At 71.4% G+C, this 23,629-nt stretch carries 21 protein-coding genes; 10 read left to right on the top strand and 11 right to left on the bottom strand.

Going from position 1 to position 23,629, the window contains the following annotated elements; translation table 11 throughout:
• Positions 1 to 2: 2 nt before the first annotated feature.
• A complete protein-coding gene (locus ACFW9O_RS04875; protein WP_384605040.1) occupies positions 3 to 2,405 on the bottom strand; it encodes an HAD-IC family P-type ATPase in 2,403 nt (800 codons plus the stop codon).
• A gap of 115 nt (positions 2,406 to 2,520) precedes the next feature.
• On the bottom strand, positions 2,521 to 2,817 hold the full coding sequence (locus ACFW9O_RS04870) for a DUF2530 domain-containing protein (RefSeq protein ID WP_384605038.1): 297 nt from the start codon (positions 2,815 to 2,817) through the stop codon (positions 2,521 to 2,523).
• 210 nt (positions 2,818 to 3,027) lie between these two features.
• Here ACFW9O_RS04870 and ACFW9O_RS04865 point away from each other — a divergent pair, with 210 nt between their 5' ends.
• Positions 3,028 to 4,485 (top strand): NCS2 family permease, encoded by a 1,458-nt coding sequence (locus tag ACFW9O_RS04865; RefSeq protein WP_384605035.1) that lies wholly within the window; start codon positions 3,028 to 3,030, stop codon positions 4,483 to 4,485.
• 40 nt (positions 4,486 to 4,525) lie between these two features.
• On the opposite strand, the gene ACFW9O_RS04860 is transcribed toward ACFW9O_RS04865, so the two are convergent.
• Positions 4,526 to 4,741, bottom strand: coding sequence for a hypothetical protein (locus ACFW9O_RS04860; protein WP_351165500.1), 216 nt, complete (start codon positions 4,739 to 4,741; stop codon positions 4,526 to 4,528).
• A 134-nt stretch (positions 4,742 to 4,875) separates the two neighbouring features.
• Between ACFW9O_RS04860 and ACFW9O_RS04855 the strand changes: the two genes are divergently transcribed.
• The 3 genes from ACFW9O_RS04855 to thpR all read left to right on the top strand — a co-directional run bounded on the left by ACFW9O_RS04855 (position 4,876) and on the right by thpR (position 7,411).
• Complete coding sequence (locus ACFW9O_RS04855; protein ID WP_351165498.1) at positions 4,876 to 5,316, top strand: MarR family transcriptional regulator; 441 nt, start codon at positions 4,876 to 4,878, stop codon at positions 5,314 to 5,316.
• Between the two features lie 93 nt (positions 5,317 to 5,409).
• Complete coding sequence (locus tag ACFW9O_RS04850) at positions 5,410 to 6,744, top strand: MFS transporter (protein WP_351165495.1); 1,335 nt, start codon at positions 5,410 to 5,412, stop codon at positions 6,742 to 6,744.
• 94 nt (positions 6,745 to 6,838) lie between these two features.
• A complete protein-coding gene (thpR, locus tag ACFW9O_RS04845; RefSeq protein WP_384605031.1) occupies positions 6,839 to 7,411 on the top strand; it encodes an RNA 2',3'-cyclic phosphodiesterase in 573 nt (190 codons plus the stop codon).
• A gap of 177 nt (positions 7,412 to 7,588) precedes the next feature.
• On the opposite strand, the gene trpA is transcribed toward thpR, so the two are convergent.
• From trpA to ACFW9O_RS04805, 8 genes are read right to left on the bottom strand one after another with little or no spacing between them, the layout of a single operon-like run.
• Positions 7,589 to 8,419 (bottom strand): tryptophan synthase subunit alpha, encoded by an 831-nt coding sequence (gene trpA, locus ACFW9O_RS04840; protein ID WP_384605028.1) that lies wholly within the window; start codon positions 8,417 to 8,419, stop codon positions 7,589 to 7,591.
• A complete protein-coding gene (trpB, locus tag ACFW9O_RS04835; protein WP_351165489.1) occupies positions 8,416 to 9,675 on the bottom strand; it encodes a tryptophan synthase subunit beta in 1,260 nt (419 codons plus the stop codon). Before trpB ends, trpA begins: the two co-directional genes overlap by 4 nt.
• Positions 9,672 to 10,496, bottom strand: a complete 825-nt coding sequence (gene trpC / locus ACFW9O_RS04830) for an indole-3-glycerol phosphate synthase TrpC (RefSeq protein WP_384605025.1) — start codon at positions 10,494 to 10,496, stop codon at positions 9,672 to 9,674. The genes trpB and trpC overlap by 4 nt, the downstream gene beginning before the upstream one ends.
• A 28-nt stretch (positions 10,497 to 10,524) precedes the next feature.
• The gene (gene trpD, locus ACFW9O_RS04825) at positions 10,525 to 11,550 is read right to left on the bottom strand and encodes an anthranilate phosphoribosyltransferase (RefSeq protein ID WP_384605023.1); all 1,026 of its coding nucleotides are present in this window, start codon (positions 11,548 to 11,550) and stop codon (positions 10,525 to 10,527) included.
• The gene (locus ACFW9O_RS04820) at positions 11,547 to 12,167 is read right to left on the bottom strand and encodes an anthranilate synthase component II (protein WP_384605020.1); all 621 of its coding nucleotides are present in this window, start codon (positions 12,165 to 12,167) and stop codon (positions 11,547 to 11,549) included. Before ACFW9O_RS04820 ends, trpD begins: the two co-directional genes overlap by 4 nt.
• Positions 12,164 to 13,672, bottom strand: coding sequence for an anthranilate synthase component I family protein (locus ACFW9O_RS04815; RefSeq protein WP_384605017.1), 1,509 nt, complete (start codon positions 13,670 to 13,672; stop codon positions 12,164 to 12,166). The genes ACFW9O_RS04820 and ACFW9O_RS04815 overlap by 4 nt, the downstream gene beginning before the upstream one ends.
• Positions 13,669 to 14,943 (bottom strand): ATP-grasp domain-containing protein, encoded by a 1,275-nt coding sequence (locus ACFW9O_RS04810; protein ID WP_384605014.1) that lies wholly within the window; start codon positions 14,941 to 14,943, stop codon positions 13,669 to 13,671. The genes ACFW9O_RS04815 and ACFW9O_RS04810 overlap by 4 nt, the downstream gene beginning before the upstream one ends.
• A 12-nt stretch (positions 14,944 to 14,955) precedes the next feature.
• Positions 14,956 to 15,525, bottom strand: coding sequence for an NADPH-dependent FMN reductase (locus tag ACFW9O_RS04805; RefSeq protein WP_384605012.1), 570 nt, complete (start codon positions 15,523 to 15,525; stop codon positions 14,956 to 14,958).
• 440 nt (positions 15,526 to 15,965) lie between these two features.
• On the opposite strand from ACFW9O_RS04805, the gene ACFW9O_RS04800 reads away from it, so the two are divergent.
• The 6 genes from ACFW9O_RS04800 to ACFW9O_RS04775 are packed head-to-tail and all read left to right on the top strand — an operon-like array spanning position 15,966 to position 23,627.
• On the top strand, positions 15,966 to 17,330 hold the full coding sequence (locus ACFW9O_RS04800; RefSeq protein ID WP_384605009.1) for a hypothetical protein: 1,365 nt from the start codon (positions 15,966 to 15,968) through the stop codon (positions 17,328 to 17,330).
• Complete coding sequence (locus tag ACFW9O_RS04795) at positions 17,327 to 18,586, top strand: acetyl-CoA carboxylase biotin carboxylase subunit family protein (RefSeq protein WP_384605006.1); 1,260 nt, start codon at positions 17,327 to 17,329, stop codon at positions 18,584 to 18,586. The genes ACFW9O_RS04800 and ACFW9O_RS04795 overlap by 4 nt, the downstream gene beginning before the upstream one ends.
• Before the next feature lie 10 nt (positions 18,587 to 18,596).
• The gene (locus ACFW9O_RS04790; RefSeq protein ID WP_384605003.1) at positions 18,597 to 19,394 is read left to right on the top strand and encodes a tryptophan 2,3-dioxygenase family protein; all 798 of its coding nucleotides are present in this window, start codon (positions 18,597 to 18,599) and stop codon (positions 19,392 to 19,394) included.
• Positions 19,391 to 20,677, top strand: coding sequence for an aminotransferase class V-fold PLP-dependent enzyme (locus tag ACFW9O_RS04785; RefSeq protein ID WP_384605001.1), 1,287 nt, complete (start codon positions 19,391 to 19,393; stop codon positions 20,675 to 20,677). Before ACFW9O_RS04790 ends, ACFW9O_RS04785 begins: the two co-directional genes overlap by 4 nt.
• Positions 20,674 to 21,984 (top strand): tryptophan 2,3-dioxygenase, encoded by a 1,311-nt coding sequence (locus tag ACFW9O_RS04780; RefSeq protein WP_384604999.1) that lies wholly within the window; start codon positions 20,674 to 20,676, stop codon positions 21,982 to 21,984. The genes ACFW9O_RS04785 and ACFW9O_RS04780 overlap by 4 nt, the downstream gene beginning before the upstream one ends.
• Positions 21,981 to 23,627 carry an FAD-dependent monooxygenase gene (locus ACFW9O_RS04775; protein WP_384604996.1) on the top strand — a complete coding sequence of 549 codons (1,647 nt, stop codon included), beginning with the start codon at positions 21,981 to 21,983 and terminating at the stop codon, positions 23,625 to 23,627. The genes ACFW9O_RS04780 and ACFW9O_RS04775 overlap by 4 nt, the downstream gene beginning before the upstream one ends.
• Positions 23,628 to 23,629 lie beyond the last annotated feature (2 nt).

Genomic DNA, 23,629 nt, shown 5'->3' with positions numbered 1-23,629 from the left:
TTCTACGCGGGGAAGCGGCGGCCGACCAGCCTCCAGGCCAGCTCCAGGGCGGCCGCCGCCACCGCCGCGATCGCGACCGCCGTCCACGGCATCGACGCTCCCACCAGCTTCAGCGCGAAGAAGTGCTGGAGCCACGGAACCACCAGCACGATCAGGAAGCAGAGCCCCATCGTCGCGACGAGGGCGACCCGCCACCAGGTGTAGGGGCGGGCGATGATCACCAGGACCCACATCGAGACCAGGAACAGCGTGAGTGTCGCCGCGCTCGTCTCGGCGTCGAGGGCGTCCGGGCCGGTGTACGCGTGCCGGGCCACCAGATACGTGGTGAAGGTGGCCGCCGCGGCGATGGTCCCGGACGGAATCGCGTACCGCATGACACGGCGTACGAAGTTGGGCCGGGCCCTCTCCTTGTTGGGCGCGAGCGCCAGGAAGAACGCCGGGACGCCGATCGTCAGCGTGGAGAGCAGCGTGAGGTGGCGCGGCAGGAACGGGTACTCCACCTGGAAGCAGACCACCAGGATCGCCAGCAGCACCGAGTAGACGGTCTTCGTCAGGAACAGGGTGGCGACCCGGGTGATGTTGCCGATGACCCGGCGGCCCTCGGCCACCACGGACGGCAGGGTCGCGAAGCTGTTGTTGAGCAGCACGATCTGGGCCACGGCGCGGGTCGCTTCCGAGCCCGAGCCCATGGCGACCCCGATGTCGGCGTCCTTCAGCGCGAGGACGTCGTTGACGCCGTCACCCGTCATCGCGACCGTGTGGCCGCGCGACTGGAGGGCCGCGACCATGTCCCGCTTCTGCTGCGGGGTGACCCGGCCGAAGACCGCGTTCTGCTCGATGGCGGTGGCCATGTCGTCCCGTTCGGCGGGCAGCCGGCGGGCGTCCAGGGTGTGCTCGGCGCCGGGGAGGCCCAGCTTCTTCGCGACCGCGCCGACGGACACGGCGTTGTCGCCGGAGATGACCTTCGCCGCGACGTTCTGGTCGGCGAAGTAGGCGAGGGTCTCCCCGGCGTCCGGCCGCAGCCGCTGTTCGAGGACGACCAGTGCGGTGGGTACGGCGCCGGCGGCGGCGTCCGGTGCGTCCAGCTCACCGGGCACCCGGGCCAGGAGCAGGACGCGCAGGCCCTGTTCGTTGAGGTGCCCCGTCTCGGTGAGCGCGGGGTCGTCGGCGGGGAGCAGCACGTCGGGGGCGCCGAGGAGCCAGGCGGAGGCGTCCCCGTTGCCTTCGGCGAACGAGGCGCCGCTGTACTTGCGGGCCGAGGAGAACGGCATCGCCTGGGTGACCTTCCAGCCCTCGCCGTCCGGGTACGCGTCGATGATCGCCTGGAGGCTGGCGTTGGGCCGGGGATCGGAGGCGCCGAGGGCGCCGAGGACGCGGTGGACGTACCCCTCGTCGGAGCCGTTCAGCGGACGTACCCCGGTGACGTCCATGCCGCCCTCGGTGAGGGTTCCGGTCTTGTCGAGGCAGACGATGTCGACGCGGGCCAGCCCCTCGATGGCGGGGAGCTCCTGCACGAGGCACTGCTTGCGGCCGAGCCTGATGACGCCGATGGCGAAGGCCACCGACGTGAGCAGGACGAGACCCTCGGGGATCATCGGGACGATGCCGCCGACGGTCCGGGCGACGGAGTCCTTGAAGTTGTTGTCCTTGACGACGAGCTGGCTGATGATCAGCCCGATCGCGGTCGGCACCATCATCCAGGTCACGTACTTGAGGATGGTGCTGATGCCGCTGCGGAGCTCGGACTGGACGAGGGTGAAGCGGGACGCCTCCTCGGCGAGCTGAGCGGCGTACGCCTCGCGGCCGACCTTGGTGGCGGTGAAGGCCCCGCCGCCCGCGACGACGAAGCTGCCGGACATCACGGGGTCCCCGGGGCGCTTGACGACGGGGTCGGCCTCGCCGGTCAGGAGCGACTCGTCGATCTCCAGGCTGTCGGCCTCGGCGACCACGCCGTCCACGACGGCCTTGTCCCCGGGACCCAGCTCGACCAGGTCGCCGAGGACGATCTCGGAGACGGAGACCTCGGCGGCGACCCCGTCCCGCCGCACCGTGGGCTTCGCCTCGCCGATGACGGCGAGGCTGTCCAGGGTCTTCTTGGCGCGCCACTCCTGGACGATGCCGATGCCGGTGTTGGCGATGATCACGAAGCCGAAGAGGCTGTCCTGGATCGGCGCGACGAGCAGCATGATCACCCAGAGCACGCCGATGATCAGGTTGAACCGGGTGAGGACGTTGGCCCGGACGATCTCGGTGACGGAGCGGGACGAGCGCACCGGCACGTCGTTGACCTCGCCGCGCGCGACGCGTTCGGCGACCTCGGCGGTGGTCAGTCCGCCGGGGCGCAGAGGTTGTGCGAGGCCGGTTTCCGGCTGCTCCCCGGAGGGTTCGAGTGCCCGCTGAGTCATGGTTCCGACCGTACGGGCGGAAGGACTGATTCACCCGCCGGAGGCGGGAAGATCCGACCGGGGTACGAGACGGATGGTCCCCCGGTAGTACGCCGGCGACGGACGCCGGAGTGCGTCAGTCCTGAACGCCGCTGTCCGGGGTGTCCCGGGCGGCCGGCGAGGACGCCTGGGCCGCAGCCCGCTTGATCGCGGCGTCCCGTCCCCGGACGTACCAGATGCCGATGAGCCCGAGACCGGCCCCGGCGAGGCAGGTCCACACCCACCAGACGCTTCCGCGGTCGTCGAACCACCCGTAGAAGGGGAGCTGTACGAGGAAGAGGACGAACCAGAGGATCGTGCCCCCGGTGACGGTGGCGACGACAGGCCCCTCAAGGGGTTCGGGTGCCTCGTGCTTCGGTGTCCACTTCGCCATGGCCACAGTCTAGGGCCCTGCCGTCCCCACCCGGTCGGAGCGGTCGGCCGGGCAGTCGGCCCAAGGGTCTACGCGCGGAGATAGCGATATTCCGTTTATGTATTCATACTGAATCTGCTTACGGATGTCTCGTATTATTCGTATGAACATCCAAGTCTGACTGGTTTCACCCCCTGTTCCCCACCCCCGATGCACGACTGAAGGTCATACATGTCCCCCTCGGCCACCGCTCAGGTCGACCCCGAGCAGCCTCCGGCTCCGCAGCAGCCGCACGGCGGCCTGGACCGCTATTTCAAGATCTCCGAGCGGGGGTCGTCGGTCGCGCGCGAGATCCGTGGCGGATTCGCCACGTTCTTCGCGATGGCGTACATCATCGTGCTCAACCCGATCATCCTCGGCAGCGCGAAGGACATGTACGGGCACCAGCTCGACGGCGGCCAGCTCGTCACCGCCACCGTGCTCACCGCCGCGTTCTCCACGCTCCTGATGGGCGTCATCGGCAATGTGCCGATCGCTCTCGCGGCCGGTCTCGGCGTCAACACCGTCGTCGCCCTCCAGCTCGCCCCCCGGATGAGCTGGGCGGACGCGATGGGCATGGTCGTCCTCGCGGGCATCGTCGTGATGCTGCTCGTCGCGACCGGTCTGCGCGAACGCGTGATGAACGCGGTGCCGAAGTCGCTCCGCAAGGGCATCGCGATCGGCATCGGCCTGTTCATCCTGCTGATCGGCCTGGTCGACTCGGGCTTCGTCTCCCGCATCCCGGACGCCGCGCACACCACCGTGCCGCTCCAGCTCGGCAACGACGGCCACCTCAACGGCTGGCCGGTCCTGGTCTTCATCCTCGGCACGCTGCTGACCCTCGCGCTGATCGTCCGCAAGGTGCCGGGCGCGATCCTGATCTCCATCGTCGCCATGACCCTCGTCGCGCTGTTCATCGACGCCGTGGCCGGTCTCCCGGCCGGTGCGTGGGGTCTGACCGTCCCGGAGTGGCCGGGCAACCCGGTGGCCTCCCCGGACTTCGGGCTGATCGGCCAGGTCAGCCTGTTCGGCGGCTTCGGGAAGGTCGGCTACCTGACCGGCATCCTCTTCGTCTTCACCGTGCTGCTGTCCTGCTTCTTCGACGCGATGGGCACCATCCTCGGCGTCGGCGACGAGGCGAAGCTGATGGACAAGGACGGCCACTTCCCGGGCATCAACAAGGTGCTGTTCATCGACGGCGTCGCCGTCGCCGCGGGCGGTGTGAGCTCCTCCTCCGCATCGACCTGCTTCGTGGAGTCCACGGCGGGCGTCGGTGAGGGAGCCCGCACCGGACTCGCGAGCGTGGTGAGCGGTCTGCTCTTCACGGTGGCGCTGTTCCTCACGCCCCTGGCGACGATGGTCCCCTCGCAGGCCGCCACCCCGGCACTGGTCGCGGTCGGGTTCCTGATCCTCGCGGGCTCGGTCCGGGACATCGACTGGAACGACTACACGCTCGCGATCCCGGCCTTCCTCGCGATGCTGATGATGCCGCTCACCTACTCGATCACCAACGGCATCGGCATCGGCTTCATCACGTTCTGCGTGCTGCGCCTGGTGGCCGGCCGCGGCCGTGAGGTCCCGGTGGCCATGTACGTGGTCTCGGCGGTCTTCGTCTTCTACTACGCGATGCCGGCGCTCGGCCTCACGTAGCCCTCGGCGGGAGTGTCCACCCCTACGGGGCGGATCTCCGTCATGTGACCCGGTCGGCCGGGTCCGCGTGACGGGGCTCCGCCCCGTAGAACTTTTGCGTCTCGTCGACGGCCGCGTTGAAGCGCTCGTCGAAATCGTTGCGGATGAGCGTCTGGACCACATAGTCCTGGACGCTCATTCCGCGTCTGGCGGCGTGCTGGCGGAGCCGGTCGAGCAGCTCACCGTCTATGCGCAGGCTGAGCACTGTCGATCCCATGCCAAGCAGGGTCGCGGCACGTGTGGCCATTTCGAGGTGCTTTCCGCCCCATACTCACTCGTTTGGGTGATCAATTTCTCGCGCGCGTACCACCGAGTGGTCTTTAGTGTAGCTAATGAGTTAGGCTAATAAACATGCCTGACCTGATCCACGACGGCGACAGTGCCGCCGCCGTGAGCTCCATTCGCTCCGCCGTGATGCTGCTGGGCCGGCGCCTCAAGCACCAGCGCGTCGACGAGTCGCTGAGCCCCACAGAGATGTCGGTGCTCGCCACTCTCGCCCGTTGCGGTTCGGCCACCCCCGGTGAGCTGGCCCGCAAGGAGCACGTGCAGCCGCCGTCGATGACCCGCATCGTCGCGCTGCTGGAAGCGAAGGGACTGGTCAGACTGGAACCGCACCCCGATGACCGTCGGCAGAAGATGGTCAGCCGGACCGAGCAGGCGGAAGCCATGCTCGCGGAGAGCCGCTCCAAGCGGAACGCCTGGCTGGCCAACCTCGCCGAAGGCCTGGACGAGGACGAGTGGGAGAAGCTGCGGGCCGCCGCGCCCGTGCTGGAGAAGCTCGCCCACCTCTGACCCCGATCGGGCGCGCAGGCCGGCAGACCCGCGCGCCCGCTGTCACGTCCCCGTCAGTCCGTACGTCGTATACGCCCGAGGAGGCGAACCCTTTTGAGTACGGGATCCGGAGCAGACTCCGCCCCCGCACCGACTTCCACCCACGAGAGCAAGACCGGCGGGACCTTCTCGTCGCTGAAGATCCGTAACTACCGCCTGTTCGCCACGGGCGCCGTGATCTCCAACACCGGTACCTGGATGTCCCGCATCACGCAGGACTGGCTCGTCCTGAGCCTCACCGGGTCCGCCGCCGCCGTCGGTATCACCACGGCCCTCCAGTTCCTCCCGATGCTGCTCTTCGGCCTGTACGGCGGCGTCATCGCCGACCGGCTCCCGAAGCGGCGTCTGCTGCTCATCAGCCAGGCCGCGCTCGGGCTGTGCGGTATCGCACTCGCCGTGCTGACCCTCTCCGGCGTCGTCCAGGTCTGGCACGTCTACCTGATCGCGTTCCTGCTCGGCATGGTGACCGTCGTCGACAACCCGGCGCGCCAGTCGTTCGTCTCCGAGATGGTCGGCCCCGCGCAGCTGCGCAACGCGGTCAGCCTGAACTCGGCGAACTTCCAGTCCGCCCGGCTGATCGGCCCCGCCGTCGCCGGTGTCCTGATCACCACGGTCGGCAGCGGCTGGGCCTTCATGTTCAACGGGCTGTCGTTCCTCGCCCCGCTCATCGGCCTGCTGATGATGCGGACGAGCGAGATGCACGCGTCGGTGACCGTGAAGCGTGCCAAGGGCCAGCTGCGCGAGGGCCTGCGCTACGTCTCGGGCCGTCCCGATCTGATCTGGCCCATCGTCCTGGTCGGGTTCGTCGGAACGTTCGGTTTCAACTTCCCGATCTTCCTGACGGCCTTCGCGGACGAGATCTTCCACGGCGGTGCCGGGATGTACTCGTTCTTCAACATCCTGATGGCGGCCGGCTCCCTGGCCGGAGCGCTGCTCGCCGCCCGCCGCCGCTCCTCGCGGCTGCGGATGCTGGTCGCCGCGGGCACGGCGTTCGGACTCCTGGAGATCGCGGCGGCACTCTCGCCGTCCGTCTGGCTGTTCGCCCTGCTGCTGGTCCCGATCGGCATGATCGGTCTGACGACCAACATCATCGCCAACACCAGCGTGCAGATGGCCGCCGATCCGGAGATGCGGGGCCGGGTGATGAGCCTCTACATGATGGTCTTCGCCGGTGGTACGCCGGTGGGCGCCCCGATCGTCGGCTGGATCAGCGACGCGCACGGCGTCAGGACCGGCATGATGGCCGGCGGGGCACTCTCGATGACGGCCGCGATCGGCGTCGGCATCATGCTGGCCCGCGTCGGCGGCCTGCGCCTGAAGGTCGACCTGCGCCCGGGCCACCCGCACGTGCGGTTCGTCCCCCGTGAGCAGTTGGCCACGGCGGCCTGAGCCGGCCCGGACACGCCGCTCTCCCCGCCGGGAGGGCGGCGTTCTTCGTGGGTCCGGTACCCGGGACACGCCGGGACGCTGGGACACTCGCCGCATGAGCAGCCAGAGACTCTTCGCCGCCGTCCTGCCGCCCGCGCCCGCCGTGCGGGAGCTGGCCACCGCGGTCGCCGCTCTGCACGCCCTGCCCGGCGCCGTGAACCTGCGCTGGACGGCCGAGGCGGGCTGGCACTACACCCTCGCCTTCCTCGGCACTGTGGACGAGGAGCTGCTGCCGGAGCTGTACATCCGGCTGGAGCGTGCCGCGCACCGGACCGAGCCCTTCCCGCTGCGCATCCACGGCGGCGGCAGGTTCGACGGGCGGGCCCTGTGGGCGGGGGCCGCGGGCGGGCTCGACACGCTGCGGCTGCTGGCCGAGCGGGCCGACGCCGCCGCCCGCCGGGCCGGGGTGCCGATGGAGGAGCACCGCCGCTACACCCCGCACCTCACTCTGGCCCGCAGCCGCGTCCAGGCCGACCTGACCCCGTTCACCGCGGCGCTCGACGGCTTCGAGGGCGTCCACTGGGAGGCCGGTGAGCTCAGTCTCGTACGCAGCAACCTGCCCGTGGACGGGGTGGTGGGGGAGCAGCCCAGGTACGAGGTGGTCCAGGCCTGGCCGCTCGGGAGGTGAGCGGGCCGGTTACGCTCTTCGGGTGGACCCGAAGACCAGAAACCGCATCATGGCGGCCGTGCTCGTGCTGATGTTCGTCGTTGTCGCGGCGGCGGCCGCCCTCGGGGGCTGAGCCCGGCGAGGACGGCCGTACCGGAGCTGCGCCCCACCGGGCGAAGTCTCCGGCGTCCGCCTGTGTCAGCCCCTGCGGACGCCTTCCGCGAGCTCGCCGGCCAGCGACCGTACGGCGGCGAGCCCGGCCGGCAGGTCCGGTGCGTCGAGCAGCAGCTTCACGAACGCCGAGCCGACGATCACTCCGTCCGCGAAGCCCGCGACCTCCTTGGCCTGTCCGGCGTCGGAGACGCCGAGACCGACGCAGACGGGCAGCTCGGTGGTGGCCCGGGTGCGCCGCACCAGCTCCTCGGCCTGCGCGCCCACGGAGGCGCGGGTGCCCGTGACACCCATCAGCGAGGCGGCGTACACGAAGCCGGAACCGGCCTCGGTGATGGTCGCCAGACGTTCGTCCTTGCTGCTGGGGGCCACGACGAAGACGGTCGCGAGACCGTGCTTCTCCGCGCACGCCCGCCACAGGGCGGACTCCTGCACCGGCAGGTCGGGCAGGATGCAGCCCGCGCCGCCGGCGTCGGCCAGCTCCTGGGTGAAGCGCTCGACGCCGTACCGGTCGATCGGGTTCCAGTACGTCATGACGAGCACCGGGGCACCCGTCGCCCCGTGCGCCTCGCGGACCGTGCGCATCACGTCGGCGATCTTCACCCCGCCCCGCAGCGCGATGTCGTCGGCGGTCTGGATGACCGGGCCGTCGAGCACCGGGTCGCTGTGCGGCAGCCCGACCTCGACCACGTCCGCGCCGCCCGCGACGACGGCCTTGACCGCCTCGATACCGCCGTCGACGGTCGGGAACCCCGCCGGGAGGTAGGCGATGAGGGCTGCCCGGTCCTCGGACCTGGCCCTGGCGAGTGTGTCGCTCAGCAGCTGGACGCGTCCCGTGGTGGCGCAGGCGGTACTCACGTGTTCTCCCCCTCGGAGTCGTACAGGCCGAAGTAGCGGGCGGCCGTGTCCATGTCCTTGTCGCCGCGGCCGGACAGGTTGACCACGATCAGGCCGTCCCTGCCCAGTTCCCTGCCCAGGTCGAGGGCGCCTGCCAGCGCGTGCGCGGACTCGATCGCCGGGATGATGCCCTCGGTGCGCGACAGCAGGAGCAGGGCCTGCATCGCCTGGTCGTCGGTGACCGCCCGGTACTCGCCGCGGCCGATGTCCTTGAGGTAGGAGTGCTCGGGGCCGATGCCCGGATAGTCGAGGCCGGCCGAGATCGAGTAGGGCTCGGTGATCTGGCCTTCCTCGTCCTGGAGGACGTAACTGCGTGAGCCGTGCAGGATTCCCGGCTCGCCCGCGGACAGGGTGGCCGCGTGCTCGCCGGTCTCGATGCCGTGCCCGGCGGGCTCGCAGCCGATCAGCCGGACGCTCTCGTCCGGGATGAAGGCGTGGAAGAGGCCGATGGCGTTGGAGCCGCCGCCCACGCAGGCCACGGCCGCGTCGGGCAGCCGGCCCGCGTGCTCCAGGATCTGGCGGCGCGCCTCGACCCCGATGACCCGGTGGAAGTCGCGGACCATGGCGGGGAAGGGGTGCGGACCCGCGACCGTGCCGAAGAGGTAGTGCGTACGGTCGACGTTGGCGACCCAGTCGCGGAACGCCTCGTTGATGGCGTCCTTCAGCGTCCGGCTGCCCGACTTCACGGCGATGACCTCGGCGCCGAGCATGCGCATCCGGGCCACGTTGAGCGCCTGGCGCTGTGTGTCGATCTCGCCCATGTAGATGGTGCATTCGAGGCCGAAGAGGGCGCACGCGGTGGCGGTGGCGACGCCGTGCTGGCCGGCGCCGGTCTCCGCGATCACGCGCGTCTTGCCCATGCGCTTGGTGAGCAGCGCCTGGCCCAGCACGTTGTTGATCTTGTGCGAGCCGGTGTGGTTCAGGTCTTCCCGCTTGAGGAAGATCCTTGCCCCGCCCGCGTGTTCGGCGAACCGTGACACCTCGGTGAGCGGATTCGGCCGGCCCGTGTAGTTGACCAGCAGGTCGTTCAGCTCGTCGGCGAACGCCGGGTCGGACTTCGCCTTGTCGTACTCGACGGCTACCTCGTCGACCGCGGCGACGAGCGCCTCGGGGATGAACTTGCCGCCGTACGCGCCGAAGTAGCCCTCGGCGCTGGGGACATGCCCCGCCGGGGCGGGAATGAACGAGGTGGCCGGCGTGCCGGTCGTGGTCGTCATGACCTCTCCTGAGTGGTTCCGTGGGCATGCGGGTTCTTCAGTTCCGCCACCGCCGCAGCCGGGTCGGCCGATCGCATCAGGGTCTCTCCCACCAGCACCGCGTCCGCCCCGTCGGCGCGCAGCCGCCCGGCGTCCGCCGGGCCCCGTACGCCGCTCTCAGCGACCAGAACCCGGTCCGCCGGCACCTGCGCGCGGAGCCGGCCGGTGAGGCCCAGGTCGATCCGGAAGTCCCGCAGATCGCGGTGGTTGACCCCGATGTTGAGGGCGCCCAGGGCGAGCGCGGTGTGTGCCTCCGTCTCGCTGTGCACCTCCACCAGGATGTGCAGGCCCTGGCCCTGGGCGTACGTGTACAGCTCGGCGAGCCGCTGCTCGGTGAGGGCGGCGACCACGAGCAGGACGGCGTCCGCCCCGTACGCGCGGGCCTCGGCGATCTGGTACTCGTCGACGATGAAGTCCTTGCGCATGACGGGCAGGCCGACGGCCTCCCGTACGGTCGCGAGGTCCTCGGGGCGGCCGCCGAAGCCCTCGGTGTGCGCGAGGACGGAGAGCGCGCAGGCCCCGCCGGCCTCGTAGAGCCGGGCCAGTTCGGCGGGCCGGTAGTCGTCGGTGAGCGGGCCCTTCAGCGGACTGCGAGGCTTGAGCTCGGCGATGACGCCCAGGCCCGGGGCCCGCAGGGCGGCACCGAAGTCCCGTACGGCGGGGGCGGCCTGGGCCCTGCTCTCCACCTCGGCCAGGGAGACCTCGGCCCGGCGGGCCGCCGTCTGGCGGTGCGCGGCCTCGATCAGCTCCCCGAGCAGGCCGGGCATGACGGTACTGGTCAACGTGGTGCTCCTTGTCCGTGTCGCGGTGTCATGCGGCGGCCCGCTCGGCCGTCCGGGCGCCCGCCGCCACCCAGTTGTCCAGGACGGCGGCCGCGCGGCCGCTGTCGATGGCCTCGGCGGCCCGGGCGATGCCCGCCCGCCAGTCCTCGCACCGGCCGGCCGCGCGCAGGGCGGCGGCGGTGTTGAGCAGGACGATGTCCCGGCGCGGGCCGGGTTCGCCCGCCAGGATCCGGCGGACGGTCTCCGCGTTGGCGGCGGCGTCGCCGCCCCGCAGGTCCGCCAGGGTGGTGGGGGCGAGGCCCAGGTCGGCGGGGTCGAGCCGGTAGGAGGTCGTGCGGCCGTCGGTCAGTTCCACCACGCGTGACGGGGAACAGGTGCTCAGTTCGTCCAGGCCGTCGTCGGCGCAGAACACGAGGGCGCGCTCGGTATCGAGCCGGTGCAGGACCTCGGCCATCACGTCGAGCAGGGCCGGGTCGGACACCCCGAGGGTCTGGTAGCGGGCGCCCGCCGGGTTGCAGAGCGGTCCGAGCACGTTGAAGACGGTCCGTACGCCCAACTCCCGGCGGGGTCCGGCCGCGTACCTGAAGGCGGGTTGGAAGACCGGCGCGAACAGGAAGGTGATGCCGACCTCCTCCAGGCAGGCCGCGGCCTGCGCCGGACCCAGGTCGATGCGTACGCCCAGCGCTTCGAGGACGTCGGCGCTGCCGCACGCGGAGGAGGCACTGCGGTTCCCGTGCTTCGCGACCGGGACCCCGCAGGCAGCGGCGACGACGGCCGCGGTCGTGGAGATGTTGAAGGTGTCGTGGCCGTCGCCACCGGTGCCGCAGGTGTCCAGGACCCGGCCGTCGCCGGTCAGCCGGGCGCCGAAGGCGCGGGCGGTGGAGACCAGTCCGACGATCTCCTCGATGTCGGCGCGCCGGGCGGACAGCGCCATGGCGAAGCCGGCTATCTGGCCGGGAGTCGCTTCTCCTCCGAGTACGGCGGCCATGGCTCGGCCGGCCTGTTCACGGGTCAGCCGGCCGCCCTCGGCCAGGGTGCGCAGAGCGGTTTTCACCGGACCCCCTCAAGTGGGTGTGAGTGGAACTGTTCGACGGACTCGACGAAGTTGACGACGATGCGCATGCCCTGCTCGGTGAGGACGGACTCGGGGTGGAACTGCACCCCGTACGTGGGATGGGTGCGGTGGCGCAGACCCATGACCGTGCCGTCCTGGGCCCAGGCGTTGGCGAGGAGCTCGTCGGGCATGGTCACGAGGTCGACGGCGAGCGAGTGGTAGCGGGTCGCGGTGAACGGGTCGGGCAGGGCGGCGAGGACGCCGGTGCCGTCGTGCCGTACGCGTTCCGTCTTGCCGTGCACCGGGCCCACCCGGACCACCTCGGCGCCGAACGCCTCCGCGATGGACTGGTGGCCGAGGCACACGCCGAGCAGGGGGAGCCGGCCGCTGAGGTCGCGGACGGCGTCGAGACTGATGCCGGCCTGGGCGGGAGTGCCGGGGCCGGGCGAGATCAGGACGGCGTCGTGGGAGGCGAGTTGCCCGGTGGTGACGCTGTCGTTGCGGTGGACGACGGGTTCGGCCCCGGCCTGTGCGAGGTACTGGACGAGGTTGTAGGTGAAGGAGTCGTAGTTGTCGACGACGGCGACGCGGACCGGGACACCGCTCGGTCGGCTCATGCGGACGCCTCCGCCCGTTCCACGGCGGCGAACAGGGCCTGCGCCTTGTTGAGGGTCTCGCGGTACTCGGCGGCCGGGTCGGAATCGGCGACCACCCCCGCACCGGCCTGGACCCAGGCCTTCCCGTCGGCGATGACCAGGGTGCGCAGGGCGATCGCCGTGTCCAGGCTGCCGCCGGTGCCGATGAAGCCGAGGGCGCCGCCGTACACGCCGCGCCGCTCGTCCTCCAGCTCGGCGATGATCTCCATGGCCCGGATCTTCGGGGCGCCGGAGACGGTGCCCGCCGGGAAGGTGGAGCGCAGCGCGTCGAGCGGGGTGCGGCCGTCGGCGAGGTCTCCGCTGACGGTCGAGGACAGGTGCATGACGTGCGAGTAGCGCTCGACCTCCATCAGCCGGTCCACCCGTACGGTGCCGGGCGCCGCGACCCGGCCGATGTCGTTGCGGCCGAGGTCCACGAGCATGACGTGCTCGGCGCGTTCCTTCTCGTCGGCGAGGAGTTCGGCTTCGAGCGCGGCGTCGGTCGCGGCGTCGGTGCCGCGCCAGCGGGTGCCGGCGAGCGGGCGGGTCTGCGCCCGGCCGTCCTCGACCTTCACCAGCAGTTCCGGTGAGGCGCCGATGACGTGCCTGCCGCCGCCGAGGGCGAGGTGGAACATGTACGGCGACGGGTTGACGGCGCGCAGGTGGCGGTAGACGTCGAGGGGTTCGGCGGCGAGCGGCTTGCTGAACCGCTGGGAGAGGACGACCTGGAAGATGTCGCCGGCCCGGATGTACTCGCGGGCGGTGTCGACCATGTCGAGGAATCGCTCCTCGCTGGTGTGTGCCTGCCAGGCGGACCGGTCCTGCTGTTCGGCGGTACGGGCCGGTGCGAGCGGCCGCGTTCCGGCGCCGCCCGGACCGTGGTGGCGGTGCGGCTGGTCACCGAACAGGTGGTCGCGGGTGGCGGTGAGCCGGCCGACGGCGTCCTCGTACGTCTCGGCGGCGGTGTCGTGGAACGTGGTGATCAGCAGCCGGCGCGTGGCGTGGTCGAACACGACCAGGTCGTCGGCCTGCAGGAACACCGATTCGGGCATGCCCGGACCTGGTCCGGGGGCCGTGGGGAGGCTCTCGAAGTGGCGGGCGCTCTCGTAGCCGAGGTAGCCGACGGCACCGCCGTGGAAGGGCGGCAGCCCGGGGACGGGCGCGACGTCACGGTCGGCCAGCGGCCGCAGTGCGACGAGCGGGTCGCCGTCGCCGAGCGGGACGGGACGGGTCCGGTGCGCGATGTACGAGTAGCGGCCGACCGCGATGCTGTTGTCGGTCCCGATGACACTCTCCAGCAGCAGACCGGGCTCCTCCAGGCCGGGGCCGCAGAGCCGGGCGAACGCGGTGACCGGGGAGAGGGTGTCGGCGAGCAGTTCGATGTAGAGCGGGACGTAGGCGTGTTCGGCGGCCAGTTCACGTGCCGCGTCCGGGCCGGGGACGACGCCCGCGACGACCGGGACGGGAATGTCGACGGGAGCGGTCATGCGTCGGCCTCCGTCCCGGGGAGTGGGTCCGTCGTGCGGTCCACGACGGCTTCGGCACGGTCCAGGGCCTGCCCGCAGGCGGCCTCGTCCGGTCCCGCGGCGACGAGTGCGGCCAGCCGCGGGATGGCCTGACGGGGCGGCAGCAGCAGCCGGTCGCCGGGCTCGGCGAGGACGGCGGTGTGTGCGATGCCGGGTACGGCCGCGGCCTCGGTGAGGTCGAGCGCGCGGGCGTGGCCGTCGGTGTCGGAGTAGACGAACCGGATCTCCGCGGTGAGATCGCGGGCCGGGGTGAGGTCGGGAAGGCGGCCGAAGGACAGCTCCGCGGCGGCCCTCACCAGGTCGATGCCGGTGGCGAAGGAGCTGATGAAGGGAATGAGGTCGCCGCCGAGCCGGGCATTGAGCTCGATGAGGCGCGGGCCGCGCGAGGTGAGACGGACCTCGGCGTGGGTCACGCCCGTGGTGACGCCCAGTACCCGGTGGGCGCCGGTCACCAGGGCGTGCACCTCGTCCGTCCACGGTTCGTCGTACGAGGCGGTGACGAGGTGGCCGACCTCCTCGAAGTACGGCGTGAACCCGAGCCGCTTGCGGGCGATGTGGACGATGTGGACGGCGCCTTCGTGGACGGCGCTGTCGATGCTGATCTCGGGGCCGTCGAGGAACTCCTCGACGAGGATGCCGTGGCCGGTGGGGAGCGTGGCGAAGGCGGCGCCGTCGGCGAGCGCGAAGGCTTCCCGCACGTCACTCGCGTCGTCGGCACGGGTCACACCGATGCTGCCGGCGAGGGCGCGGGGCTTGAGGACGACGGGGTAGCCGAACTCGTCGGCGGCGGCGACGGCTTGGTCCGCGGTGGTCACGAGCCGGTGGCGGACGGCGCCGAGGCCGGCCTCGGACATCAGCGAGCGGGTGGCGTACTTGTCGCGGCAGTTGCGGGCGGCCTCGGCGGACAGCTGCGGCAGTCCGAGCTTGGCGGCGGCCTCGGCGGTGGCCTCGACCGCGGTCTCGTCCCAGGTGAGGACGGCGACGGAGGAGTTGCCGGGGCCGGCGAGGGAGAGGACGGCGTCGGCGATCGCGAGCGGGTCGGACAGGTCGGCGACGAGGTACGAGTCCAGGTACTCACGCTGCCAGGTCGGCTCGGCGGAGAGCACCGCGGAGAGGTTGTAGCACGCGCGCAGGGACTGGAAGGAGTACTCGCGGTACGGGCGGCCGCCGCTGCCGACGACGACCAGGCGCTCGGCGGGGACGGACGCGGACTGCGGGGACTGTGCGGTCATGTCTGCTTCCTCTCAGACCTGCGCGGGGGCGGCGTCGGCGTCGGCGAGCAGCTTGGCGACCTCGTCGAGCACGCCCGCCAGTTCGCCGGTGAGGCCGTCCGGGGCCCGGAACCCGTCGGGACCGGTCAGCTCCGCGATGCCGGGGACGGAGATGCTGCGCTCGGCGGCGCGGAAGCCGATGCGGGTGAGGATCGGACGGAGCGCCTCGACGGCGGGTACGCCGCCCGAGGGGCCGGCCGTGTAGCTGAGGAGGGCGACCGGCTTGTCCTGCCACTCCTGGTAGAGGAAGTCGATGGCGTTCTTCAGCGGCGCGGTGAAGGTGCCGTTGTACATCGGCATCACGAAGACGTAGGCGTCGCCGCGGGAGACCGTGGCGCTCCAGTCCTTGGTGTGCTGGTGGACGTACGCGGCCTCGGAGGGGTGCTCCGGCTCGTCGAAGAAGGGCAGGGCGACCTCGGCGAGGTCGACGGTCTCGATGTCGAAGCCGCCGTGCCGGCGGGCCTCCCCGGCGGCCCAGGCGGCGACGGCGGGGCCGACGCGGCCGGGGCGGGTGCTGGCGACGATGAACTGCAGGCGGGGCATGGCGTGTTCTCCCTTGTGGACGGTCCGGTGTCACCGCGGATCGTCCGGAGGGGCGCAGGCCTCCTGAATGATGAGTAGGTAAGCAGCAGGCCGAGCGGTGCGCAACCGTGCCGAACCCCGCCCCTGCCGATTCACCCGGGTCCGTCCCATTATGGCCTCCGGGATCACCCTGGCGTATTCACGACAGCCGTAAACGCGCATCCCGGGCGGCACCGCCGGCGGCCGACGGCGGTGCCACAGTGAAATCACGTCACCGCGGATCGCTCCATCGCCTCTGGACCCGCACCTTCTCGAAGGTGCGAACTCCTTCGAATGCGCGAGCTCTTCGACTGCTTTCGATTCTTCGATCCACCACCCCTTCTCACGTTCCCGGAATACCCCGGCTTTCCGGCGCCGCCGCGATCCGGCACGCCCCGATCCGGAAGAAAAGGAGACCGCCCATGGAGAATTCAGCCACCGTCCGCTACCTCACGGAATCAGCGAATCCGGACAGCGGACTACGCACCCTGACCTCGCGGACCGCCGTCCCGGCGGAGTACGGCAAGGCCTACGGGCACGTCCTGCTGCCCCGCCCGATCTTCGTCTCCGAGCGGGAGATCGGGGCCTTCGCCGACGACCTCGCGGCGGTCTTCCGGATCCTCGTCTCCCTCCCGGGCCGTTGCTTCGACGGCGACCTCGACCGCTACGGCGCGGCCATCGGGCTGCCCGCGGAACTGGTCGAGGTGATGAGCGAGGGCGCGACCGGCGACCCTCTGCTGTACGCCCGCGCCGACGCCTTCCACGACGGCACCGGTTTCCGGCTGCTGGAGCTCAACGTCGGCAGCGAGCTCGGCGGTGTGGACAGCGCCCAGCTCAACCGCGCCTTCCTCGAAGTCCCCGCCTTCCGCGCCTTCGCCGAGGCCAACGGCCTCGGCCACACCGACACCATGGACCACCTCGTGGCCGAACTGCGTGCGGCGGCGGCCGGGGTGAAGGGCGCCGACCCGGTGAGTCCGGTGGTGGCCCTGATCGAGGGCCCGGACGCGCTCGGCGACCACAACAGCGTCTTCCTCTCCATCCAGGAGGACATGAGCCGGCACGGCATCGAGCTGCTGCTCGGCGAGATCCAGGAACTGACCGAGGAAGCGGACGGCAAGCTCGCCCTGCACGGCCGCCCCGTCGATGTCGTCCTGCGCTACTTCGCCGCCGGCCAGATCGCCGGCGACCCGGTCGCCCGGGCCGCCCTGACACGGCTCAACCGGGCCCACGCGGCAGGCCGCACCGCCCAGTTCACCCCGCTCGAAGGAGCCCTGTTCACCAGCAAGGCCGCACTCGGTCTGCTGCACCTGCCGGCCGTCCGCGCGGCGCTGACCGACACGGAGCGGGAGCTGGTCGACCGCGTGCTGCCGCGTACCTGGGTGCTCGGCACCGAAGGCTCCGGCGACGCACTCGCCCACGCCCGCGCGCACCGTGCCGAGCTCGTCCTCAAGCCGGGCATCGGGTACAGCGCCGACGGCGTGGTGATCGGCCGCGATGTCACCGACGCCCAGTGGGAGGAGGCCCTGGAGGCCACCGCCGTACGGGACTACGTCGCGCAGGAACTGGTCGTACCCGCCCTGGAACCGGTCGTCGATCCGGAGACCGGAAGCACCGGTGAATGGGTCGCGAACTGGGGGATCTTCGTCACCCCCCAGGGATTCGGTGGCGCATTCTGCCGCGCCCTGCAACCGCGGGACGGCGCCGTGATCACGTACGCGAATTCCGGAACCCGCGGCACCTGCGTATTCACCTACCCGGAAGCAGAATTCGAGGAGTCCCACATATGACCGACCGTCCGCACATTGTCGTGATCAACCGCTGGCGCGAGCGATACGCAGAATTCACCAGCTATATCGACCACGCCGAGAACCGGGTCAGTTATGTGACCACCGAGGTCGGCACCGGCTCCGTGCCGTCCCAGGCCCACGAGGTCGTGCTGGTACCCGCCACCGACGACCTGGACCGGGTCCGCACCGAGGTCCGCGCCCTCGCCGCCCGGCACGGCGCGCCCGCCGCGATCGTCGCCCTCAAGGAGGACGACCTGCTGGTCGGCGCCGCACTCCGCGAGGAGTGGGACGTCCCGGGCCCCCGACAGCCGTCGCAGATCGTCTTCCGCGACAAGTACGTGATGTGCCGGGCCGTCGCGGACGCCGGCCTGGACGTGCCGGCCTTCGCCGCCGCCACCGACACCGCCGCGGTACTCGCCTTCGGCGCGGACGCCGGCTGGCCGGTCATCGTCAAGCCGCGCACCGGCAGTTCCAGCGCCGGGGTGGTCCGGGTCGACGGCCCGGAGGACGTCACCGGCCTGGACCTGGACAGCGAACCGATGCTGGTGCAGGCCTTCGTGGAGGCCCCGATCTCCCATGTGGACGGCGTCTTCGACGGTCAGCGGCTGCTGGCCTGGCGGGCCTCCCGCTACCTCAACACCTGTCTGGGCTTTCGCGGCGGTACGTTCCTCGGCTCCGTCGAGATCGACGACCCCGAGGTCAACGCGGCCATCGACCTCGCCGCCACCGCCTACCTCGGCGCGCTCTCCCCGGGCCGCGCCACCGTCTTCCACCTCGAACTGTTCCTCGACCGGTCCCCGGACGGGAGCACCGTCTGCCGCTTCCTGGAGTGCGGCGCCCGCGTCGGCGGCGCCGAGATCCCCTTCCTCTGGCGCGAGGTGCACGGCTACGACCTGATGCACGCCGCCTGGCAGCTGCAGCTGGACCGCCCGGTGCCGCCGGTGCCGCAGGCGGCCGCCGCGCCGTCCGCCGCCGAAGAGGTGGCCGGCTGGATGCTCATGCCCGCCCCGGCCGAGCGGCCCTGCCGGATCACGGAGTCCACCTCCATGACCGGCCGTGCCCGAGGCCCGTACGCCGAGGTCGTCCTGCATCCGGGCGAGGTACTGCCCGACGCGGACGCCTACTACGAGCACGTCGGCGGCCGGTTCCGCTTCCGGGCTGCCGACGGCGCCGCCACCGAGGCGGCCATCACCGCCACCGCCACGGACTTCCGGGTACGCGCCGAGCCGCTCGCCCTGTCCACGACGAACGCCTGACAGGAGCACCGTGTCCAAGGACTACTCGGTTCCCGTACTCGACGGAGAAGGGGACAACGACTACACGCGTTACATGCGGACCGACACGCTGCTGTCGATCCAGCGCCGCCCGGAGGACATGATCCACCGGGACGAGATGCTCTTCCAGATCGTCCACCAGTCGACCGAGCTGTGGCTCAAACTCGCCTGCTACGAGGTCGCGGAGGCGGGCCGTCAGATCGACGCGGGGCAGCTGGACACAGCGGCCCGGCTGCTCGGCCGTGCCTCTCTCGGCGTACGGATGACCGCCGACCAGCTGGAGATGATGCGGCACCTCGCCCCCTCGGACTTCCAGATCATCCGCACCGTCCTCGGGCACGGATCGGGCTTCGAGTCCCCGGGCTGGAAAGCGGTCCGGATGGTCAGCCAGGACCTCGACAAGTCCTTCCGCCGACTGATCGAGGCCCGCGGCACGGACCTCGTGGAGGTCTACCTCAGCGGCCACGACACCGCCGAGTACCGGCTGGCCGAGGCGATGATCGACTGGGACGAGCGGATCTCGCTGTGGCGCACCCAGCACTACAAGATGGTCACCCGTGTCATCGGCCACTCCGTGGTCGGCACCAAGGGTGCGCCCAGCGACTTCCTGGCCACGCTGATCAGCCACAAGTTCTTCCCGCAACTGTGGGAACTGCGGACCGAGTTGACCCTCTCCGGTCCCATGGGTGACGACGAACCGGCTCCCGAGTACGCCACGGAGGCCGCGCCGCCGGCCTGCCCGATGACCGGAGGCGGCGGCGTGCCGCCCGCCGGGACGAGTACGGCATGAGCCGCGGCAGCGCGGCCACCGCGCCCGCCCCGGCCACCGCGCCCGCTCCCGCCACAGCACCCGTCCCGGCCACCGCGCCCACCGCCGGCCGTGCCGTCGGGGACGTCTCGGCCGCGGCGTTCCGCCGAGGCTTCCCGATGCTGGAGCGGACGGTCCACCTGGCCAGCTGCAGTCTCGGCGCCCGGTCCGACGCGGTCGACGAGGCACTGGAGCGGATGCAGGAGGCCATCTCGGCCCACGGCGCCCCCTGGGCCCGGTTCGAGCAGGAGATCGAGGAGGCCCGGCAGCGCTTCGCGGACCTGATCGGCGCCGGTCCGGACCAGATCGCGATCCTGCCCAACGCCTCCGTCGGCGCCTACCAAGTGGTCTCCACGCTGTCCCTGGAGACCCGGGTCGACATCGTCACCACCGTCGAGGAATTCCCGTCCGTCGCGCACGTCTGGCTCGCCCAGCGGCCGCGCGGCGCCCGGGTGATCTTCACGGGCGACCAGAGCACCGGCCGTGTCCGCGCCTCCGACTACACGGCGGTCATGGGCGACAGCACCGCGCTGGTGTCGGTGCCGATGTCCACCTACCAGTTCGCCGAGCGGCCGCCGGTCGCGGAGATCGTCGAGGCCGGCCGGTCGGCCGGGGCGCTGACCTTCGTCGACGCCTACCAGGCCGTCGGCGTCATGGGTGTGGACGTCGCGGACATCGGCTGCGACTACCTCGTCGCGGGAACGATGAAGTACCTCGCCGGACTCCCCGGTCTGGCCTTCCTCTACGCCCGCGCCGGTCTGACCAGCGATCAGGATCCGCAGCTCACCGGCTGGTTCGGGCGGGTGGAGCCGATGGCCTTCGACCCGCTGCGGCTCGACTTCCCGGCCATCGCCCGGCGGTTCGAGACCGGCACCCCGGCGGTGCCCGCCGTGTACGCGGCCAACGCCGCGCTCGGTCTGTTCCGGGGCGTCGACATGGCCGACGTACGGCGCCACGTCGGGGCCCTGACCGACCGGACCGCGCGCACCCTCGTCGCCCAGGGCGAACGGGTCCGCAAGGCCGAGAGGCCGGAACTGCAGGGTGCCCACCTCGGCCTGTACGACGCCGACCCGCGCGCCCTCGCCGGCTGGCTCGCGGGCCAGGGCATCGCCGTCAGCCCTCGCGGGCCCGTCGTGCGCCTGTCCTTCCACTACTACAACTCCACGGACGACGTGGAGGCCCTCTGCCAGGCCATGCGCGAGTTCCGCGCGCTGACCGGCCCCGCCCTTTCCGTCCCGCTCCCGAAAGTGAGACCCGCCGCGTGAAAGAGCTGACCGACTGGCTTGCCGATCCCGTACCCGGCCACTTCCCGTACCCCGCGGTGACCCACGAGTTCCACCGCGTCGGCAAGCACTTCGTACCGGACGAGATCCTGAAGTCCCTGGCCCTGGCCAGGGAGCGGCTCGCCCCCGAGGCGCCCACGCGCGCCGACGCGGCGGACCGCCTGCTGCTCGACCGTTTCCTGGACACCGCGCTCGACAAGTGGGACGGCCGGTACGACTACCCCTCGTACACCTCCCTCAGCGTGCTCGGCCTGCCGACCGCCGACGACGGGCCGGAGGCCGCCGCGGCCGCCCGGGTCACCCGGGACCGGCTGACGGTCCAGCTCCTGGCCGACCTCCTGCGGTTCGAGCTGGCCGCCGCCGAGGGGCGCACCGAGTGGCTCCCGGAGATGCGGCCCGACGCCCGGATGGTGGAGAAGCGCTGCCGGCTCGCGGTCCGGGTGGCCAGGCCCGCGCTCGCCAGGCTCGGGTACGGGGAGCGGCTCGACGCCGCCGAACCGGCTCAGCAGGCCGCCCAGCTATGGGAGTTGGTGGACGGCGAGCTGCTGGACCCCCGTGAGCGCCAGGTGCTGAAGCTCAGCATGCTGCCGGTCTACATATCGCACGACGAGCACATGTTCATCCGCGTGCTGCAGACCTTCGAGACCACCTTCGCGCTGCTGGCCCTGAGCATCCGTACGGCCATCGGCGACCTGGACGGCGCCCGGCCCAGTTCGCTTCCTTCCGCGACCGGGCACCTCGCGGTCGCCGAGACCGTTCTCGCCGAGTCGGCACCGCTGTTCTCGCTGCTGGCCACCATGCAGGTCGAATCCTTCCGCGTCTTCCGGGACTTCACCGACGGCGCGAGCGCCATCCAGTCCCGCAACTACAAGCTGGTCGAGTCCCTGTGCCGGGTGCCGGACAAGGAGCGGCTGGAGTCTCCCGCCTACCGCTCCACGCCCGAGGTGCACGAGCGGGTCCTGGCCGGTCAGCCCACCCTCGACGACGCCTGCGGTGCCGCCCTCGCGGACAGCCGGTTCAGCGACGCCGACCGTCAGCTGCTGACCGCCTCGATGCTCGGCTTCGCCGGCTCCCTGCGCCGCTGGCGCCAGACGCACTACCGGATCGCCGTCCGGATGCTCGGCACCCGCTCCGGAACCGGCGCGACCGAAGGCACCCCGTACCTCAGCTCGGTACGGAAGATCCCGGTCTTCCGCAGCGTCACCGAGACCCCCGACACGGACACCGTCGCCCGCACCGACGCCCTCGTCGGCGCCGCGCCCCGCACAGAGAGCGAAGAGACAGCATGAACAGCGAACTGATCCCCGTAGGCATCGTCGGCGCCGGTCCCGTCGGTATGACCCTGGCCGCCCGCCTCGCCTCCTTCGGCATCCCGAGCGTCCTCTTCGAGCGCGACCCCGAGCTGCGCAAGCAGGGCTCCAAGGCGTGCCTCATCCAGGGCGACGTGCTGGAGACCCTCGACAAGTTCGGCTGCGCGGAGACCATCGGCGCCGAGGGCGTCACCTGGACCACCGCCCGCACCTATGTGCGCGGCAAGGAGATACGGGCCGCCGAGTACACCCGCCGGATCGGCTACGGCCCGTTCGTGAACATCTCGCAGTTCCGCATCGAGCAGCTCCTGCTGGAGAAGGCCGAGGCCGACCCGCTCTGCGAGGTCCGCTGGGCCCACGAGGTCACCGGGGTCGAGCAGGACGGCGACGCCGTCACCGTCTCCGCGGACACCCCGGACGGCCCGCGCGACTACCGCTGCCAGTACGTGATCGCCTGCGACGGTGTCCGCAGCCCCGTGCGCAAGCTCACCGGCGTCGAGTGGACCGGTTACAGCCACCGCGACCGGTTCCTGATCACCGACCTGAAGGTGAAGCTGCCGCTCGCCAAGGAGCGCCACTTCCACTACGACCCGCCCTTCAACCCGGGTCGCCAGCTGGTCATGCACCCGCAGCCCAACGACATCTGGCGCATCGACTGGCAGCTCGCCCCCGAGACCGACATCGAGGCCGAGCGCGCGGACGGCCGCTTCGACAAGCGGGTGCGCGCCGTCATCGGCGATGTCGACTACGAGATCGACTGGCTGTCCACCTACCGCTTCCACCAGCGCGTGGTCGAGAAGTTCCGCCTCGGCCGGATCTTCTTCGCCGGCGACTCCGCCCACTCCCTGCCGCCGTACGGTTCCCGCGGCATGAACAGCGGCATCCAGGACGCCGACAACCTCGCCTGGAAGCTGGCCCTGGTCATGCAGGGCAAGGCGGAGGACTCCCTCCTCGACACCTACCACGACGAGCGCTACGCGGCCGCCAGGGAGAACCTCGCCGTCACCGAGGCGACCATCAAGTTCATGGTGCCGCCGAACCTGGTGCGCCGGCTCGCCCGCAAGGTGCTGCTGTCCCTCTCCCAGCCGTTCCAGGGCGCCCGCGACAAGGTCAACAGCGGCAGGATGGCCGAACCGCACACGTACGTCGACTCACCCGTGATCCAGTCCGCCGAACTGCACCCCCTGCTGGGTGCCTTCGCACCCGACGCGCGGATCACCGCCCCCGGCGCCGCCCGTATCCGCCAGCTGTACGGCGCCGGGTTCACCGTCCTCCACTTCGCCCAGGACCGGGCCGCCGCCCGCGCCTTCGCCGAGCGTGCGCTCGCCGACACCCGCGGCCTGGAAACCAACCTGGTCGTCGTCCTCCGCGAGGGCGAGCTCGCCGTCCCGACCGCCGGCCCCGCCGCCGACATGCCCGACGGCGTCACCGTGCTCCGCGACCGCGACAGCGTGCTCCGCGAGGCGTACCTGGCCCCCGAGGGCACCTGCCTGATCGTCCGGCCGGACGGACACATCGGCGCACTGGCCGACACCGCCCGGCCCGAGCTCTTCGCCGCCGCACTCGCCCGCTGCGCCGCGGCCACCGCCCCGGCCCGCGAGCGCGTCGCAGCCGCTGCCTGACC

Source organism: Streptomyces sp. NPDC059499 (assembly GCF_042749285.1).
Classification (GTDB): domain Bacteria; phylum Actinomycetota; class Actinomycetes; order Streptomycetales; family Streptomycetaceae; genus Streptomyces.
This window is presented reverse-complemented; position numbering and strand designations above follow the sequence as displayed.